This window comes from Pedobacter changchengzhani, assembly GCF_004354365.1.
GTDB classification, from domain to species: domain Bacteria; phylum Bacteroidota; class Bacteroidia; order Sphingobacteriales; family Sphingobacteriaceae; genus Pedobacter; species Pedobacter changchengzhani.
Window position 1 is genome coordinate 1 of the sequence record NZ_SJCY01000019.1, and the last position, 18,329, is coordinate 18,329.

General features: G+C 36.5%; 17 protein-coding genes. 2 read left to right on the forward strand and 15 right to left on the reverse strand.

Annotated elements, in window-relative coordinates; genetic code table 11:
- Positions 1-333 precede the first annotated feature (333 nt).
- The 3 genes from EZJ43_RS16580 to EZJ43_RS16590 all read right to left on the reverse strand — a co-directional run bounded on the left by EZJ43_RS16580 (position 334) and on the right by EZJ43_RS16590 (position 4,231).
- Positions 334-1,377 (reverse strand): DUF262 domain-containing protein, encoded by a 1,044-nt coding sequence (locus EZJ43_RS16580; RefSeq protein ID WP_133263842.1) that lies wholly within the window; start codon positions 1,375-1,377, stop codon positions 334-336.
- 2 nt (positions 1,378-1,379) lie between these two features.
- Positions 1,380-2,204 carry an FRG domain-containing protein gene (locus EZJ43_RS16585; protein ID WP_133263843.1) on the reverse strand — a complete coding sequence of 275 codons (825 nt, stop codon included), beginning with the start codon at positions 2,202-2,204 and terminating at the stop codon, positions 1,380-1,382.
- A 191-nt stretch (positions 2,205-2,395) separates the two neighbouring features.
- Positions 2,396-4,231: an ABC transporter ATP-binding protein gene (locus EZJ43_RS16590; RefSeq protein ID WP_133263844.1), complete on the reverse strand. Its 1,836-nt coding sequence runs from the start codon at positions 4,229-4,231 to the stop codon at positions 2,396-2,398.
- Positions 4,232-5,882: 1,651 nt separating this feature from the next.
- On the opposite strand from EZJ43_RS16590, the gene EZJ43_RS16595 reads away from it, so the two are divergent.
- Together EZJ43_RS16595 and EZJ43_RS17275 are read left to right on the forward strand one after the other, a co-directional pair.
- Positions 5,883-6,599 carry a DUF547 domain-containing protein gene (locus EZJ43_RS16595; RefSeq protein ID WP_165953202.1) on the forward strand — a complete coding sequence of 239 codons (717 nt, stop codon included), beginning with the start codon at positions 5,883-5,885 and terminating at the stop codon, positions 6,597-6,599.
- A gap of 82 nt (positions 6,600-6,681) precedes the next feature.
- Positions 6,682-6,846 (forward strand): hypothetical protein, encoded by a 165-nt coding sequence (locus tag EZJ43_RS17275; protein ID WP_165953203.1) that lies wholly within the window; start codon positions 6,682-6,684, stop codon positions 6,844-6,846.
- 780 nt (positions 6,847-7,626) lie between these two features.
- Here the strand turns inward: EZJ43_RS17275 and EZJ43_RS16600 are convergent.
- The 12 genes from EZJ43_RS16600 to EZJ43_RS17565 form a co-directional block, all read right to left on the reverse strand.
- The gene (locus tag EZJ43_RS16600) at positions 7,627-8,922 is read right to left on the reverse strand and encodes an NRAMP family divalent metal transporter (protein ID WP_133263846.1); all 1,296 of its coding nucleotides are present in this window, start codon (positions 8,920-8,922) and stop codon (positions 7,627-7,629) included.
- 119 nt (positions 8,923-9,041) lie between these two features.
- The gene (locus EZJ43_RS16605) at positions 9,042-9,311 is read right to left on the reverse strand and encodes a hypothetical protein (protein WP_133263847.1); all 270 of its coding nucleotides are present in this window, start codon (positions 9,309-9,311) and stop codon (positions 9,042-9,044) included.
- A gap of 10 nt (positions 9,312-9,321) precedes the next feature.
- On the reverse strand, positions 9,322-10,122 hold the full coding sequence (locus EZJ43_RS16610) for a sterol desaturase family protein (RefSeq protein ID WP_133263848.1): 801 nt from the start codon (positions 10,120-10,122) through the stop codon (positions 9,322-9,324).
- Position 10,123: 1 nt separating this feature from the next.
- Entirely contained in the window at positions 10,124-10,450 is a 327-nt protein-coding gene (locus EZJ43_RS16615) for a hypothetical protein (RefSeq protein ID WP_133263849.1), read from the reverse strand.
- Complete coding sequence (locus tag EZJ43_RS16620; protein ID WP_133263850.1) at positions 10,450-11,886, reverse strand: dihydrolipoyl dehydrogenase family protein; 1,437 nt, start codon at positions 11,884-11,886, stop codon at positions 10,450-10,452. The genes EZJ43_RS16615 and EZJ43_RS16620 overlap by 1 nt, the downstream gene beginning before the upstream one ends.
- 12 nt (positions 11,887-11,898) lie before the next feature.
- On the reverse strand, positions 11,899-12,597 hold the full coding sequence (locus EZJ43_RS16625) for a TIGR04283 family arsenosugar biosynthesis glycosyltransferase (protein WP_133263851.1): 699 nt from the start codon (positions 12,595-12,597) through the stop codon (positions 11,899-11,901).
- Positions 12,598-12,603: 6 nt separating this feature from the next.
- Positions 12,604-13,197 (reverse strand): TIGR04282 family arsenosugar biosynthesis glycosyltransferase, encoded by a 594-nt coding sequence (locus EZJ43_RS16630; protein ID WP_133263852.1) that lies wholly within the window; start codon positions 13,195-13,197, stop codon positions 12,604-12,606.
- 6 nt (positions 13,198-13,203) lie between these two features.
- Positions 13,204-14,253: an arsenosugar biosynthesis radical SAM (seleno)protein ArsS gene (arsS, locus tag EZJ43_RS16635; RefSeq protein ID WP_243718124.1), complete on the reverse strand. Its 1,050-nt coding sequence runs from the start codon at positions 14,251-14,253 to the stop codon at positions 13,204-13,206.
- Positions 14,253-14,588 (reverse strand): arsenosugar biosynthesis-associated peroxidase-like protein, encoded by a 336-nt coding sequence (locus tag EZJ43_RS16640; RefSeq protein ID WP_133263853.1) that lies wholly within the window; start codon positions 14,586-14,588, stop codon positions 14,253-14,255. The genes arsS and EZJ43_RS16640 overlap by 1 nt, the downstream gene beginning before the upstream one ends.
- A gap of 494 nt (positions 14,589-15,082) precedes the next feature.
- Positions 15,083-17,359, reverse strand: a complete 2,277-nt coding sequence (locus EZJ43_RS16645; protein WP_133263854.1) for a S9 family peptidase — start codon at positions 17,357-17,359, stop codon at positions 15,083-15,085.
- Between the two features lie 233 nt (positions 17,360-17,592).
- Positions 17,593-17,943 (reverse strand): single stranded DNA-binding domain-containing protein, encoded by a 351-nt coding sequence (locus EZJ43_RS16650; RefSeq protein ID WP_133263855.1) that lies wholly within the window; start codon positions 17,941-17,943, stop codon positions 17,593-17,595.
- A gap of 69 nt (positions 17,944-18,012) precedes the next feature.
- A complete protein-coding gene (locus EZJ43_RS17565; protein ID WP_262708871.1) occupies positions 18,013-18,135 on the reverse strand; it encodes a hypothetical protein in 123 nt (40 codons plus the stop codon).
- Between the last annotated feature and the right edge of the window lie 194 nt (positions 18,136-18,329).

Below are 18,329 nucleotides of genomic sequence, written 5' to 3' on the forward strand. Positions count from 1 at the left end.
AAAATGGACAATGCCGATCAGAAACTGGGGAATCGTCCTAAACCAATTTATGATTATATTTGACCAAAGACTTAAAATATAAAACCTAACGTGACTTTTCAACTTACACACTTAAAGGGATAGTGTCGCAATTTAATTCCTTTTATCTTATAGATGGTACAGCATTATCACTTAGGATCGGTCATAGAGAATCTATAGACATTGACCAATTCAATTCTTCGGATTTTAATGGTGATGCGCTTGCCGTTCATTTAAGAAATGAATATAAATTCTTTTGAACTTCATTACGAAAGGCGCCACAACTGTTACTTCGGCAATCTCGATTAGTAGAGACTATAAATTACCGTTTTCTAACCATACTTTCCATTTACTTGTAAGCACATTGAAAAGTCCTTGTAGATTGGTTTGATTGTTCACGCTCCTTGTAAGAGTGTCATAACTGGTATATTCTTCATCTTTCAAAATCCCAGTTCTATTAGCTTTTCTTTTCTGCTCAAATTGAACTAAAAAGTTTCTTATATCTTTGTATAGATCTCCATATGTCCGATAGAACCAATAATAAACAGGAATTAATCCAGATGATGACAAAAGTGGATCGTTGTTTATAAATGAATCATTCATATTATTCAATACATGGACTATAGATAAGTAAGAACTATTTAAATTATTAGACTCCGATGCAATCACATCATCCACTAGTTTATCGAGTTGGCCTTTTCCTGTGTCCACAAATTTACCTCTGAATTCTATAAGTAATAACTTGGTGGCAACATTTGAATCTTGACCTCTTTGAGTATTAAATTTAACTCTGTCTTTGAAGAAATTGTGCTTAATTATTTCCCTAGTTTTTTCGGGAACTTCGCCTTTCATAGCATTTCGTAATTCTGCTCCAGTTAATGGCTTACTCTTGTTGAGCCGAATGAACATTTCATTTATCAGCGAATCGCTATCAGTAATAATACTAATAATGGACAAATTAAAATTTTCAAATTTACTCGCTATCTTGGGATGAGTCGTTTTTAAATCCTTAAAACTTAGATTAGATAAGATTAAGGTCGGATCATCAAGATAGAGAAAATCTTTGTCGAGAGTTAGATTACCATCAAAAAAGTCAAACATGGCCTCAAACCTCTGTTTCCCATCAACCACCGCAAAAGGCCTTCGGTTTTCGTTTAATTCGGAATTGAAGAAGGTAAAGTCGGCTAAATAAATTTTTGGCATATCAAAACCATTCAGAATTGAATCTATCAAATACGATTTGTCCTCTTTTGACCACAAACGTCCCTTTCTCTGATATGATGGACTAAAATCTATTTCATCTTTCTGATCGTACCACCAACTGATGGTTCTTGACTCGAAGCTCCTTATTGTAAACATAATTATAGGTCGAATTTATAAAATCTCTTCAATTCTTTAGAAAACCCTTCTAAATCTGGATAGATAACTGAATCAGTGATTCCTATCGATGTCAGGGAATGAAGTAAGCTTTCTATTTTCTTTTTTGGAAAGATAATTTTTGTTAAACACTCTTGAGGAAAAGAATCATTTCGGTAAGTCTCGTCTAGAGCTGATAAGTTTTTTCCAAAAACTACAAAAACACCTCTCTGAGCAACTATTCGAGGGCTATTATGTGTGCCGAATATTGCAATTGGTTTTTCCCTGATATTAGCGAACGGGGTTCTGGGCCGATAGCTGTCAACCAAATGATTTTCTACTGAAAGGATTCCCTGATTATACGAAAAATCTTTGAGAGACTCTTGATTCCACATTACCGGATCTAAAACCCAAATACAACAATCGTCACTATAAACTCGCTTCTTGGATATTATCTGATATGGAGCACTGGTCAGTGCAAAATACATTGAGACAAATGGGTTTTCTGTCCAATCCAGAAGTCTTGTGGGAATACCGTAGTGTTGCATAAAAAACAACACCTCCCAATCATTTTTTTTATCGAGTGAATTCTTTAGAAATGGGACTGATCTTTGTTTAAATCTATCCACAAGTGCTATCTCTAGTTCGATAATTTCTTCTCCTTTATCGATAGTTGCATGCCGGTGAAGAGACGGAGAAAGCGGGTAGGAAGCTCGACCAGAGCCCCTAAACCATAAAATAGAGTCTTTGGAAGCGGGCAATTGCTTCTCCAAAAAATTTGAGAATTGCTTTAAAGATGAGATTGAAACTGAGTTGAGAGTAGTTGGCATAGAGTGTTGATGTACTTCAAAGATAACCGATTTTTGCTGTTATTCCGAAAATGGCCATTTTTTTTTTTAAAGTGCCTTGCTAATTATTTTACTGTAAAATAATTGCCGGTCTAAATTACCTTTAATATTGAAGTAAGTTTGTTTCTCCGAAGAAACGATAATTGTGTTACAAACAAAAAGCCTCCACCATCCTACTGATACCCCATTGCCTGCAAATTGAAAAGTTCTGCATATCTCCCACCCGCTTTGATTAATTCTTCATGCGTACCAGATTCTAGCAAAGTTCCATTATCCAATACCAAGATCCTGTCGGCAAGGCGGGCGGTAGAAAAACGGTGTGAAATCAACACGGCAGATTTTCCTTTGGTGAGTTGTGCAAAGCGTTGAAAAACTTCATATTCTGCTCTAGCATCTAATGCGGCTGTTGGCTCATCGAGAATTAAAACTTGTGCATCTTTCATGTACGCTCTCGCCAAGGCAACCTTTTGCCATTCTCCGCCAGAAAGTTCTACGCCATCGTTAAATTTCCTCCCGAGCCATTGTTGGTAATTGTCGGGATATTTTAAGGCTAGCTGATCGGCCAGACTCTCTTCCGCAGCTCTTTTTACAAGGGCTTCATTTTCGATTTCTTTGATGTTACCAACGGCGATATTTTGGTAAAAAGTCATTTGATAGCGGATATAATCTTGAAAAATCACCCCCATATTATGTCGTAAGTCGTCAAGGTCATAACGCTTCAAATCGATTCCGTCTAGCAAAATTTGTCCTTCGGTTGGGTCGTACAACCTCGATAAAAGTTTAACCAAAGTTGTTTTTCCTGCACCATTTTCACCAACCAAAGCCAGTTTTTCTCCTGGATTTAATTGAAAGCTTAAATGCCTGGTTGCCCATTTATCCGTATTACGGTATTGGAAACTTACATTCTCGAATACGAAGCCTGTTTTAATGGGATTTGGAAATGCTAAAGCCTTTTCTGGTCTGGTGATTTTCGGTTTTATCTCAAAAAAATCAATAAAATCGTTCAAGTAAATTGCACCTTGAGAAACAATCGTAAAGCGAGAAAGCATGGTTTCCATCAAGGCACTTAACTGCCGGAATGAACCCGCTAAGAAAGTAAGGCTACCGACTGAGGTTTTACCGGTTACGGTGTCGTAAATGATGAATCCATACGCGGCGTAATACCCCATCGTTCCCAGAATAGAAAAGAAAGTGCCCCAAATGGAGCGTTTAATGGCGAGTTTACTGTTGTCGCCGTAAAATTTATCAGAAAGTGTTCTAAAGCGGGCGATGATAAAATCAGCCAGTCCAAATATCTTCACTTCCTTTGCGGTTTCATCACTGGCGCCTAAATAACGTAAGTAATCGAGTTCCCTGCGTTCTGGCGTCTGACTACGAGAAAGTGCGTAATTTTTACTGGTAAAATACGATTCGCCCAAGAAGGATGGTATGATAGCAAGCAACAAAAGCAAAATTAACCATGGATTAAAAGCAATCAAAGCCGTAAGTAGGAAAGCCATAGAAATAAAATCTTGCACCTGACTCATCACCTGCGAGAGCAAAACAGTTCTGCCAACGGTTTGCTGTCTGGCTCTTTCTAATTTATCGTAAAAAACTGAATCTTCAAATTGGTCTAAATCAAGCGTTGCCGCATGTTTCATAATTTGTATGGAGGTATAATTGGAAAATAAATCGCCCAATAAGCTGTCTGCCAAATTGATCATTCGGCTCAATGCACCACTGAGAATGGCTAAACCAAATTCTAAAGCCACCAATTTCCATAACAGATGCAAATTGCCAGATGGATCATTTGTATTTAGAGCCACCACCTGATCGATAATTAATTTACCCACATAAAGCAAAGCAACAGGCATTGCCGAACGAAAAATTCTTAGCGCAAAACTGATAATTGTTTTGCTCGGACTGCTTTTCCAAACCAACTTAAAGAAGTTGGGCAAATTTTTTAGTGCCGATAAACGTTCTTTAAAGGAAATATTTTCAATTGGAATTGTGTTTCTGTTTTTTGCCATTTATTGATGTAGGATGCAAATTTATCACTTTTTAGTAATAACCCACCATTTCGTTAAGTACTGGTAAGGGAGTTGTTTAATATAGGCGAAGGATAGTTGATTATTCATCGTTAAAACCACCCCCGCCAACACTCAAACCCATCACACCCCCTCCTTGAAAATAAGGCGGGGAGCACGAGTTGCATAACCCACCATTTCGTTAAGTGCTGGTAAGGGAGTTGTTTAATATAGGCGAAGGATAGTTGATTATTAATCTTTAAAACCACCCCCGCCAACACTCAAAGCCATCACACCCCCTCCTTGAAAATAAGGCGGGGAGTACGAGTTGCATAACCCACCATTTCGCTGCTCTCTGCTACCGGCCTCGTAGCCTATCGAGGAAGAATAGTTATTTTTTCATAAAAACAACTCGCTCTCGAGATAAATAAGTAGGGCGCAGAAGTGAAGGCTTTTTCAGCCGAACGGCTCCTCCTACAGTTTAAAAAAATGACGTATTCTTCCGAAGAGAGGATGCGCAGCCTTGATTTTATTCACGAGTGTATGTCATTTTCATTGCGTTCATGAGCTCACCCGATGAAAAATCGGGTTTTGGTTTTGGTACTTTTTCATCAAGGAAAAAGGACTAGGCTTTTGCCGCCAATGAGCCCTGCCAAAGGCAGGCAAGTGAGGCAAGACCGTGCGGGGAAATAAAACCGTAACATTAGTTACTGCAAAAAATGAACAGCTTTCTCCTCGTGAAAAACTCGTTCTCCTGCATGCTTCAGGCATGAAATAGGAGGTTTCAATATACCATATTTAAACATTACAACCACCCCCGCCAACACTCAAGCCCATCACACCCCCTCCTTGAAAATAAGGCGGGGAGTACGAGTTTGCATAACCCACCATTTCGCTAAATGCTGGTAAGGGAGTTGCATAATATAGGCGAAGGATAGTTGATTATTCATCGTTAAAACCACCCCCGCCAACACTCAAACCAAAGCTATATCCCTCTACACCATGCTACCGGCCTCGTAGCCTATCGAGGAAGAATAGTTATTTTTTCATAAAAACAACTCGCTCTCGAGATAAATAAGTAGAGCGCAGAAGTGAAGGCTTTTTCAGCCGAACGGCTCGTCCTACGGTTTAAAAAAATGACGTATTATTCCGAAGAGAGGATGCGCAGCCTTGATTTTTTGGTACTTTTTCATCAAGGAAAAAGGACTAGGCTTTTCGCCGCCAATGAGCTCTGCGAAAGGCAGGCAAGTGAGGCAAGACCGTGTGGAGGAAAAAATACTGTATCATTAGTTACTGCAAAAAAATGAACAGATTTCTCCTCGTGAAAAACTCGTTCGAAATGACGAGGAAAAAAAGACCTAGGCTTTTCGCCACCAATGAGCTCTGCGAAAGGCAGGCAAGTGAGGCAAGACCGTGCGGGGGAAATAATACCGTATCATTTGTTAACTCACCCCCTCCTTGAAAAATAAGGCGGGGAGTACGACTTGTATAACCCATCATTTCGTTAAGTAGTAGTAACAAAGCCTAAACTTTAAGCATTTCAAACTTTTACAAAGTATGTTGCGTATATTACAACATGCTTAAATCCGCCTTAATAATTTTATGTTTTGTTACTACCAGCATCAATTTATCCGCTTCAATTACTTCAAAAAAAATGATAAATGCTATCGATTATATTAAAGTTTCACAAAATTTTCTTTATGCTGTTAAAGTTGGCGATGCAACAACAACCTACATAGATACGCTGAAGCAAGCAAATCCCGAAATACTTGCCTCACAACTAAATACTGACCCAAAACGACTCGTTTTTTGGTTAAATATTTACAATGGCTATACCCAAGTGTTGCTCAAAAACAATCCTGACCAATACAAAACAAGAAATTCGTTTTTTTCAAATAGGCAAATTCCAATTGCTGGGCAACATTTAAGTTTGGATGATATTGAACATGGCATTCTTCGCCATTCAAAAATTAAATGGAGCGAAGGTTATCTTAACAAATTATTTCCCTCAAGTTTTGAAAAAACATTCCGAATACAAAAACTAGACTATCGAATCCATTTTGCGTTAAATTGTGGTGCTAAGAGTTGTCCCGCAATTGCTTTTTATGATGTAGAAAACATTAATGAGCAATTGGCTTTGGCAACGAAGGTTTATTTGGAAGGCGAATGTGATTTCAACTCGCTAAAAAATGTTGTGCACGTTCCCGCAATTATGGGTTGGTTTAGGAATGATTTCGGCGGAAAAAAGCAAATGGTAGCTATACTTAAACAGAACGAAATTATCCCGAAAAACAGCTACCCAAAAATCCATTTTAAAAAATATGATTGGACCTTGTATTTAGATAATTATAAATCTGTACATATACAGTAGTTTATTATATTAGCGAGTATAATTACAAAGCCCTCCGCAGGAGATCATCTAAATTTTATTTTTGAATTAAAAAACTCCTCTATTGCTCATTGCCACAAGGGCTAGTCCTTTTGGCTTGGCCCAAAAGATACCAAAAGACCAAGGCTTGGATCTGATGTCGGATAAACTCGTTAAAGCTTTTAGAGCGGCAACACAAGTACCCGATGAAAAATCGGGCAGGACGCGTTGCCTTGGCAGTGAGGTATGAACGTTTGTGCAAAAGCTTGAACGTTTTCTCCTTTCATCATATCCTATGCCGAACACTTCGTATATAAATTCACACTATTCAAATCCAGGTTCAAACCACTGTTTTTTTGGTCGGGCAGAATTTTTCTTTTATGATGACTTTCATAGTTCGACTGCTTTTCCCAAGCAGCGGAAAAAAAAAGCTGGCAAAAGGGCTATGTGGGTGGGAATGGCATAGTTCTATTTATCCCGATTTTTTCAATCGGGACAAGCCGGAGTGTTTGCCAGATTTTTGTGTAGTGGATATGTGGGCAATGCTGCATGGTGGAAAAGCCAGCAGTTTTGGTGACTTTTGATGCCAAAAGTTACAAAGCCCTCCGCAGGAGATCATCTAAATTTTATTTTTGAATTAAAAAACTCCTCTATTGCTCATTGCCGCAAGGGCTAGTCCTTTTGGCTTGGCCCAAAAGATACCAAAAGACCAAGGCTTGGATCTGATGTCGGATAAATTCGTCAAAGCTTTTAGAGCGGCAACACAAGTACCCGATGAAAAATCGGGCGGGACGCGTTGCCTTGGCAGTGAGGTATGAACGTTTGTGCAAAAGCTTAAACGTTCTCTCCTTTCATCATATCCTATGCCGAATAGCATGATGCCAAACGATACGGATATTCAGGTTTCTATATCCTTACAAGAAAGCTCGAGAGATATTATAATTCACGCAACAAGATTTTTGTATAATGGAAACAACGCTCTATAAATTAGACTAAATTGCTAAAAGCTTAACATTTAAAAACCAAAAAATTACAGCGTAAAAAACATCGCAATTGCCGCACCACTCATAAAAATAAACGTTAGCCATAAAAGCGTTTTAGACAGCCACCCTCCTTTAAATTGACCCATTATTTTATCGCTAGTAGATATTTTAACAATTAAAAACAAAAGTGGAATAGCAGCCACGCCATTTAAAACAGCTGTATAAACCAATGCTTTTACAGGATCTATGCCAATAAAATTAATAATTAAACCAATTAATGTAGCAATTGTAATTACGCCATAAAAGCCATGCGCTCTGTTTAATTTAAGGTTTAAACTTGCTTTCCAGTCGAATGCCTCAGAAACGGCATACGCAGCCGAGCCTGATAGCACGGGCACAGCCAATAAGCCAAGCCCGATGATGCCAATTGAAAAAATTAGTTTTGCTAAGAAGCCAGAGTTAGGGAAAGATTGCACCAAAGGCTCGAGTGCTTTTGCCGCATCGGCCGCAGTGCCAATATCTTTTACACCACTTTGATGCAATACCGACGCACCAACCAATAAGATACTCCAAGTGGTAATTTCAGAGATAATCATACCAATTGTATTATCTTGCCTCATGGCCTTAATATGTTTCCAACCAATTTTCGGTATTCCATTTCTAATTAAACCTTTGGCTTTCTCCTCCTCAACTTCTTGCGAAGCCTCCCAAAAAAACATATACGGTGTAATGGTAGTACCGAAAACGCCTGTTATAATAAATAAAAAGGCAAAATTAAGTTCGATGTGAGGGATAAATGTTGCTTTTAAAACAGTGCCCCAATCTTGATGCACCATAAAAACCGTAATTGGATAAGATAAAAGCGATAGCGCCAACCATTTTAATATTTTAGAATAAGTTCTGTAATTGGTAAAAATTTCTAAAATTAAAATTCCTGCGGTAAAAAGTAAGGTAAGTACTACAAAACGCACCGGTATTAGCAATTGAGCTGCTGCTGCCATTGCACCAATATCTGCACCGATATTTATGGTATTTGCTACTACAACCAAGCCAACTACGCCATACAGAACAGTTTTACTGTAATGTTCTTTTACAACAGAAGCAATTCCTTTTCCGGTTACCATGCCAATTCGCGCACAAGCCTCTTGCACGGCTGTCATAAACGGGAGCATGTATAGGGCTGTCCACAATTGGCCATAACCAAATTGTGCACCGGTTTGCGAATAAGTTGCTATGCCCGATGGATCATCATCGGCAGCGCCCGTAGTTAAACCCGGACCTAAAATGGAGAACCATTTCCGAATTTTTCCCTTCGATTTTTTGCGCGTTAAATTATCAGGCATGAAAAACTAAATTAATAATTAAAGTTATTAAAATATCTTCGGTTAAACTTTAAAAAGTTAGTGCAATACATTAAAACAGTCGCTAAAATGGATGTGCGTTTTACAAAAGCGAAAATAAACTATGCTTTCAAGTCGGCGACATATTTCTTAATGCTCGTTTCTATGAGCGAGCACGGAATAAGGAAAGGTTTCTCGATAATTTGCACAACAATATAATTTCCTTCGATACCGATTTTCCCTTTAAAAACCATTTCAAAAAGCTTAAGTTTAAAATTACCGCCTTTGTCATCTCCTTTATAATCCACCTTAAAACGTTTTATTTCTCGAAGTGCAATTTGATAGATTTGCTCAATGTCGTATTTAGGTTTAATTTTAAAACTACAAGCCATATTTAATTATTTAGGAATGAGCATGGTTATTGCGAAATTGGCGATTAAAAGGCATGCTTAATAAATACTTAGGCGTCATTTGTGCTGCATCTCGATACGCTGGCAAACCGATAATAACTTTATCTTGCTCGGGTTTAAATTTAAAAGTGCTGTGAATTCTATCCCAAAAAGAGAAAATAACCGAATAATTACTGTCGGTTTCTTGCTGGTTTACAGAATGATGAATGCCATGCATCCTCGGCGTTACAAAAACTAAGTTTAATAAATTTTCTATCTCCTTAGGTATTTTAACATTGCTGTGGTGAAACTGTGTGGCGAGTTCAAAAAGGAATTCGTAGTATAAAACTTGTTTTGCCGTTGCACGGGATAGTTGCACAAATAATCCTCTAGAAAATACTGAGCCAATCATTTCCATAAAATGAAACCTGAAAGCCGTGGTGGTATCCATATCCAAATCGGTGTGGTGCACCAAATGAAAACGCCAAAGTACGGGCAATTTATGGTTGGTTACATGCCAAAGATAATTGCCGTAATCGAGCACTAAAAATGTAAATATCCATGTAAAAACTCGCGGTAATTTTGCCGATATAGGTTTATTTTTTGAAGCTAAATGCACCAAAACGGGCAAAAAAAGAAACCGCAATAACATGAATGAGGGTAGCGCAACTGTGGTATTGGTGACGATTCTTTTTGTTAATGGTTGCGTAGTTTTTCTAAGTTTACGTTTATGCTCAACAATAAAAAGTACCACAAAAAAAGCGGTAAGAATCGGTGCCGCTCTTTTATCGAATATTTTAGCAATTAATCCCATTTTATTTAGATTTTAGTTTTGATTTTACCTTACCAATGGCAGAATACACACCATATACAACCATGATCCCTATAAAAACGTAAACCCATACTGGAATGTTTTTACCAACAACGATAAGATACAAATAAGCTGAAATAAAAAAGAAACCTGTTAACAATATTGGGATAAAAACTGATTTTTTATTTTTGATGTTTCGCACAGTCCAATATAATGAGGCAAAGAAAAAGGGGATTGCACCCAAATAAATGGCACCAAAAATAAATGGATTCACATTGTATTTCCCACCTAGGGATAAAAACCAATCTTTAAAAACATGCCACCATTCCATTAGCTAAAAATTTGATATGCTTTGCGTAAAAATATTTTTATGGTGGGCGTTAACCCTTCAGACATCAAATCGGTAATTAAACCTTGATTAACCCTCGAAGCAACCGGGTAGGGATAAATTTTATTGAATATTGCCTTTACAGACAGGTTTGAGGTATTTGCCAATATAAGCTCTTGAATAAGTTCGCCAGCATTTGGCGCAACCATTGTGCCACCCAATAATTTTTGTTTCTTAAATAAACTGCCTTGGCTCACAAATAAAACCAGTTTGCCATAAGTGTAATGATCTACCACTGCCCTATCATCTTCTGCAAAAGTTTTTTCCAACCTGCGGTATTTAGTGTGTTGTTTTTGCAATTGCTTTTCGCTTAATCCAAATGTAGCCAGTTCAGGATCGGTAAAAGTAACCCACGACATGTTTTTGTTATTTAGCTTCTTTTTAAACGGTGAGAATAAATTATTAAGAATAGTCCTTGCATGAAATTCGGCAGCATGCGAAAACTGTAGATCGCCAGCAACATCGCCACAAACGAAAACATTTTTATTTGTTGTTCTTAAATAACTGTCTTTTACAATCTGTTTTTTATCGAATTTGATCTTGGCTTTTGCTAAATCAAGTGTATCTAAAGACAGTTCCCGACCGATCGCTACAAAAATGGCATCAAACTGATGTGTAATAGCTTTACCTGATTTTAATTTTATAACGGCTTCAGTTGAAGAAGTAAAACACGATACATCAGCTTCTAATAAAAATTCGATATTTTCTTTTTCTAATTGGTTCAATAAAATTGAAGTAACAGCCAAATCATCATGTTCTAAAATTATAGCGCCGTGGTTTACAATGGTAACTTGACTACCTAAACGCGAAAGGGCTTGCGAAATCTCAATCCCTATTGGGCCACCACCAATACAAAGGACTTTTTCGGGCAAATTATCCAAATGAAAAATACTTTCATTATCGTAATATTTTACCTTTTCTATTCCCTTTACCTTAAATTTTCGAGGTTTAGAGCCAGTAGCAATTACTATTTTTTTGCCCGAATATAACTGTCCATCTACCTTAATTTCATTTTTACCCGTAAAAGAAGCATTACCTAAAGCCACTGTAATACCTTGATCACGCAACCATTTAGCATCTTCATGCGTTCTGATAAAAGCCTGTTTAGAATGGATATAGCCAATTACTTTATGTATGGCAACCTTACCTGTTAGCGTTAAACCAAATTGTTCTGCATCTCGGGCTTGTTTAACAATTTTTGCCACATGAATTAATGCTTTGCTGGGCACACAACCATCGTTTAAACAATCTCCACCGATACTTAAATCCGATTTAGAAACCATTAGCACTTTAAAACCAGCTTGGTTCATAAACAAGCCAACACTTAATCCACCAGAACCCGCACCAATTACGATAATATCAAATTCATGTTTTTCCATTTTATACGTGGGTTAAAGTTTATGCTTTTGAATAAGTCTTTTATAGATTTTTATTATTTTTTCTTGTGTATAACCGAGATAATAAAGTGCCCAGATGATGAAAAAGATCCCTTGCATTCTATATATTCCATTGTCTAAATATTTCCTGGCGGAGGTTGTTACGCTGGCATTTAAAATTGTAAAACTTGCATATTTTTTTATCCGATGGATGACTTCTTGGTCTTCCATAACCACTAAATCTTCCCTAAAACCACCACATTTTTGAAACACATCTTTTGATACGTAAAGACTTTGATCGCCAAAACGAACTGCGTTTACATCAAATCGCGTAGTCCAAGCGTTTGCTTTCAGAAACCAATGGTCATAATCAAATGCCAATCTAAAACATCCACTTTGTGTGCCATTTTTATAAACTTTTAAAATAGATTGATCAAAATTTAATGGCGGAATACTATCTGCATGCAAAAAGTAAAGCATTTCTCCCCTCGCAACAGAAGCACCAAAATTCATTTGTATTGCCCTACCTTTACCGCTTTTTACAACTGTTACCCCTAATTTCTGAGCAATAACAAAAGTTTCATCGCTACTTCCTCCATCAACCATAATGATTTCTATCTGTTCAGTTGTGAATGCTTTCTTTATGCGGAGGATATTTTCTGCAATTACATCTGCTTCGTTATAAACTGGAATTATTATGCTAATCGTTATCATTTTAAATTAATACCTGTAACCTATTCTTTTTAAGTCGTGTTCGTTATCAATATCGGATAGCGTTTGGAGTTCAATAGTTTTTAACCCCATTTTGTGGCATAAGTGCAACGTTTGATTTAAAACTTGGTCTGTACTCCATTTAATGTTCTGAAAAAGTGCTTTATGAGCAGTTTTTAGAGCCAACAGGTAATAACCACCATCCAAAGCTGGGCCAACAACCACGTCGCAATAAGCGAGTTGCTTAAAAGCGTCTTCAATAATTTCTGGCGTAATTTCAAAACAATCTGACCCGATTATAGCCACATGCTCATGTTCGTTGGCAAAAGCATATTCAAAAGCATTTTGCATTCTTTCGCCTAAATCAGCTCCATTTTGCAATTGTTTTTCGTAAACATCTTCGGTCCATATATCTTCACTTTCAATAAAATCAGAATAATATACAATTTTTTTCACATTCAATAAATGGGTACACTTTTCGGTATGTTTAAGTAAATCTAAATAAACGTTAAATGCAACATTATTGCCTAATGTTGCAGCCAACCTTGTTTTTACCTTGCCTTTAACTGCATTTTTTACAAAAATTAAGACTACCTGTTTCATTAAAGGTTAATTAGCTACTTCGCCGCCACAACTTGATCCCGCCCCCGCGGTACAGCCATAACAATGTTGTTTAATTACAATTTCTCGATTAGTCAAATCGTTTAAATTAAAATCGCTAAGATGCCTAGAATTAGACGGACTTACAGGAAGTTCTAGCATTTGGTTAAAATCGCAATCATATAAAAAACCATCCCAACTTACCGAAATGGTATTGCGACACATTAAATTTTTTATCGCAGCGGGATTAAAAGCATTCACCAATTTTTCCATGTAACTATCGTAATTACCAGTAGATAGTAAATAATCTAGGTATCTACTAATTGGCATATTTGTTATCGCAAACAAATTATTAAAGCTTATGCCATAATTTTTAAACAACTCATCTTTAAATTCAATTTCGAGTGCTTGTTGCGAAGGAGGCAAAAATGCACCTGCTGGATTGTAAACTAGATTAAGCTGTAAATTATCTTCAGATACACCATAACCTACTGCATTTAGCATTTGCAAGGCTTTTATCGAATCTTCAAAAACACCGTCTCCACGTTGCCTATCGGTACGATCTTTAGTAAAACTTGGCAATGAAGATACCACTTCAATATCATGTTGTTTAAAAAACGTTGGCAAATCATGGTATTTCTTGTTTGCCAATATAATGGTTAGGTTGCAACGAACAATGATGTGTTTGTTCAATTTTTTAATCTCGGTAACAAACCAGCGAAAGTTTGGATTCATTTCGGGTGCGCCACCAGTTAAATCGACTATTTTAATGCTAGAATGTGCTAAAACAGCTAAACACAACTGCATCGTTTCCATCGTCATTATTTCTTTTCGATCAGGACCAGCATCAACATGGCAATGTTTACAAACTTGGTTGCACATTTTGCCAACATTAATTTGGAGTATTTCTACCGCATTAGCACGTAAGGGATATAAATCCGACGCTACCAATTTAGCCTTAAAAGATGCATGACTATGCAACTTTTTATCTTCTAAAATGGCTAATTGATTATCCGCATTAGAAAGTGGATTATTTAAAACCTTAAGTGATTTTATCATTACATGCTGATTTTTTTCACCTTATTCATCATTTGCACACCATGTACCAACACGGCACCACCTTTAATTGCCGAAGCAACGTGCACCGCTTCCATCATTTGCTGTTCGCTGTAACCTTTTTCATAAGCATCGCTACTGTAAGCATCGATACAATACGGGCATTGCACGGCATGCGCCACCGCTAACGCGATTAATGATTTCTCTTTGGCAGTTAAGTGGCCATCTTTAAAAACTTCTCCGTAGTAGGAAAAAAACTTATCGCCCATTTCCTTTTGATATTCGGCAATGTTGCCAAATTTGGCCAAATCATCAGCATTGTAATAGTGATCGCTCATTTATTTATAGTTTTATTTGAAAAGTAAAATTTGAAAAGGGCACTATTGTAAACTTATCGAATTAAGTTCGATTTCTAGGCAGCGCTTGCGAAAATACCAATACGTTGTTTTCGATTAAAAATCTACTACTGATATACGCATAATGTGGCTATTCAGTTCTAAATTATTATGGTGCCAAAGACAAGAACCACTAATCAAACAATTAGACAAATATCAATAATCAACCGATCAATGACCAATTAGACAAGTATCAATTAGCAATAATCAAACAACAACCAATCAATAACCAATTATACAAGCATCAATAATCAATTAGCAATAATCAAATAACAACCAATCAATAACCAATTATACAAGCATCAATAATCAATTAGCAATAATCAAATAACAACCAATCAATAATCAAAAAACTAACAAACTAACCAACCAACCAACCAACAAAAAAACCAACCAACAAAAAAACAAACCAACCAAAAAACAAACCAACCAAAAACCTACTCAATCGCCACTTTCTTATTTGTATTTGGAGGATCGAGGTTTAGCAAATGTTTAACAAAAAAATCTCTTTTTCTCCGTAAACCATAAACACCGCCATCGCTGTGCCCCATCCCCGGAATGCTTAAAATATCAAAATCTTTATTTGCTTTAATTAGGGCATCTGCCAATCTGTAAGTAGATTCTGGAGGTACGTTTTCATCGGCCTCTCCTACTATCAGAAATAAATTTCCTTGTAATTTTGATGCGTTTGTGATGTTGGATTGTTGTTCGTATTCTTTACCCACGGGATAACCCATCCACTGTTCGTTCCACCATCTTTTATCAATTCTATTGTCGTGGCAACCACAAGAAGAAACAGCTACTTTATAAAATTCTGGATGGAAAAGTAAAGCGCCCGTAGAGTTTTGTCCGCCGGCAGATGTACCATAAATGCCAACTTTATTTATATCTGCATTAGGAAATTTTAATGCCATTGCTTTCATCCACAAAATCCTATCCGGGAAACCAGCATCGGCGATATTTTTCCAGCACACATCATGAAACGCTTTTGAACGATTTGCCGTACCCATTCCATCAATCTGCACCACGATAAATCCCAACTCTGCTATCTGTTGCATTTCGCTTCTTGGCAAAAAGCTTTTAGGCACAAAACTGTCGTGAGGGCCAGCATAAATATTCTCAATAATTGGATATTTGATATTAGGATCCATATTTGAAGGCACACAAACTACACCCCAAATATCGGTCACGCCATCTCTGCCTTTTGCTACAAATACTTCGGGCAATTTAACACCCGTTTTAGCAAATTCGCTCAAATCGCCTTGTTCTAATTCTTGTATCGTTTTGCCGTTAGCGGTAAGTTTTAGTTTAATAACTGGCGCAGCATTTACTTGCGAGTAGGTATCAATAAAATATTTTCTATCTGGCGAGAAACTCAATTCGTGGTTTCCAACTTCTGGCGTTAAACTAATTAAGCTTTTCCCATCAAAATTAATTCTATAATTGTGTTTAAAATATGGATCTTCATCTTTGTTGATACCACTTGCCGTAAACCAAATTTGGCGTTTAACGACGTCAACACTATCTATATCTCTAACTACCCAATTGCCTTTGGTAATTAGTTTCTGCTTGCCCGAAATCGCATCCACTAAATAAAGATGACGCCATCCATCTTGCTCGCTTGCATAAATAATTTCGTTGGTTTTTTGTAGGTAATGCGTATAAATTCTGCTTTCGTAAATAAAGGTTTTAGTTTGTTCATCAATCACGTTACGTGTTTTCCCGTTCTCAACATCTACTTCAATTACCCTAAACCGTTGATGACCGCGATCCACTTTTTCATACGTGAAATACCTGTTGCTGTTGTTTCGCCAATGCAATGCTCGAGGCTCAAAAAAATCAATTTTTTCACTATTAACTTTTAAAGCAGTTTTATTTGCAAGGTTGAGAATATAGGGCTCGTAAGTGGTCAACTCATCGCCAGATTGGTCATATTCTCTCGATTTTAATTGTCCCCTAGTAGTGCCAGGTACCGAACTCAAAACATAATAAACTTTTGCGGTTTCTTTAGGATCTACTTTATAAGCGATTATATTTTTGCCATCGGGCGACCATTCAAAATTACCATAAGGTTTAGCTAATGTTCCATCATTGGTTAAAGCGGTTTCTGTTTTTGTGCTTAAATCAACCACAAAAATGTTTCCACCAGTTATTTTTATTTCGCTTTTGCCATCGGGCGATTGCGTTCCGTTTTGAGCATTGCGCCAACGAGAATCATTATATTGTAAACCTTTGCGGGCATTGTAACGAAAAATAGTAGAATCGGAAGTGTTAGTTACGTTATAGTTTGATAAGTTTACAAGATAGTATTTCTCATCGAATTTCAATTTTAAGATATTTTGATCTACAAAATATAACCGAGCACTTTTTAAAGTATTTATTTCTGATTTTTTGCCGGTAGTCTGTTCGAGTGCTTTGGCCAATTTATCAACATTAAAAGCCGTTTTTCGCGTGCCATTAACGGCATCAACGTAAATATATTCCCAGTTTTTATTGGGCAAATTTCTTAGGTACCAAAATGATTTTCCATCCTTATGCCAATTCGGTCTAATTTGGTTATTGGTGGTTACCTCACTCAATAAGTTATTGAGTCTTTCTACCCGTAAAACAGAAGCATCCATCTCTGCTCTTGTTGGTTGGTAGGACGATTTTTGTGCATTTGAATTACAAAATATAAACGCTAGGAAAACGACTGGGATGATTTTTTTAAACATTTTAAGAAATTTAACGTGTAGGCAATAAAGCTAAAAACAAACTTAACTTTATTTTAAGCAAAAATTATTGAATGATATTCATATTTTAACTTATTACTCCGTGAGCATTCACTCAAACTAACCTAAAAAATAAAACTCAATCTTTTGGTTAAAAAATCGCAAACAAAACCAATATTCCCGGTAAGAATACAATTATCATCGCAATTAAGATGATAGAAAGAATTGACTAAAAGTTATTTAACGATAATTTGTTTTGGTTCTGTAACTACAATTTGCATTTTACCCTTATACTCGGATACTATTCCGGTTACGCAAATTTTGTTACCGATAAACATTGCACTGGGTGGCGATGGGAATTTACCTTCATCAATTTTATTAACTACGATGGTGAAATATTCTTTGGGGTAAGCATTCCCAATATTGAGTAAACTCATTTTTTCAAAAGATTTTACACTATATACCGAATCGCAAATAATTACATTTTTGCCAACATTTTGGGCAATATCTTTAGCTAAAATCATCGTTTGACTTTTAGCCACGAAAAATGATGCGGTAAGCAAAGTAAGTAAAATAATCTTTTTCATGGGATAGAGATTTTAATATGAATGATAACGTTTTAAAAAGGTTAAAGTTATAAAGCGCAAAACTATTTGTTAAAGTAGCAGTTCGTAAATATGTAAAGTAAGCCTTAAAAGTAGTTCAGTAATCATCGTAAAAGCTACAGTATTTTCATCAAGCAGATATGTTGAAGACAAAAAAGATGCGTTATTACTCATTTATTTTAATGCGGTTAAGTGTGTAAGGTAGCAATAAAGCATTGAGAATTTATTTCAGATTACAATATAAGACCGTTGCAAAAGTGAGACATTATTTGTTTTTCATTTTTTTTGATTTTCTCTTCGATTTTTCGTCGTTGTTTTTAGTTTTTCATCGAAAATATTAGTGTTAAACGAGGGTTTATCCCTCATTT